General features: G+C 63.3%; 1 protein-coding gene. It reads left to right on the top strand.

Going from position 1 to position 422, the window contains the following annotated elements; all coding sequences use genetic code 11:
- Positions 1-422, top strand: a 422-nt coding sequence (locus FS767_RS21635) for a glutathione peroxidase (RefSeq protein ID WP_144968158.1), incomplete at both ends; no start/stop codon positions are given.

Here is a 422-nt window from a genome sequence, read left to right as displayed (position 1 = left end):
CTGCTGGTGGTGAACGTCGCCTCCAAGTGCGGCCTGACCAGCCAGTACGAAGGGCTGGAACGCCTCTACGAGGCCCAGCGCGAACGCGGCCTGGAAGTGCTCGGCTTTCCCGCCAACAACTTCAAGCAGCAGGAGCCCGGCAGCGACGCCGAGATCAAGGAATTCTGCACCCTGACCTATGGCGTGCAATTCCCTATGTTCGCCAAGCTCAGCGTCGTGGGTGAAGACAAGCATCCGCTCTATGACGAACTCACCCGTGCCCAGCCCGAGGCGACCGGTGACGGTCCCTTCCGTGAGCGCATGGTGAGCCGTGGCGGCAGCCCCAATCCCAAGCCCGAAGTGCTGTGGAATTTCGAGAAATTCCTGATCGGGCGCAATGGCGAGGTGGTGGGGCGCTTCGCGCCGGATGTGACGGCGGATGA

This window comes from Pseudomonas sp. DE0010 (assembly GCF_007680745.1).
Lineage (GTDB): Bacteria > Pseudomonadota > Gammaproteobacteria > Pseudomonadales > Pseudomonadaceae > Aquipseudomonas > Aquipseudomonas parafulva_B.
This window is presented reverse-complemented; position numbering and strand designations above follow the sequence as displayed.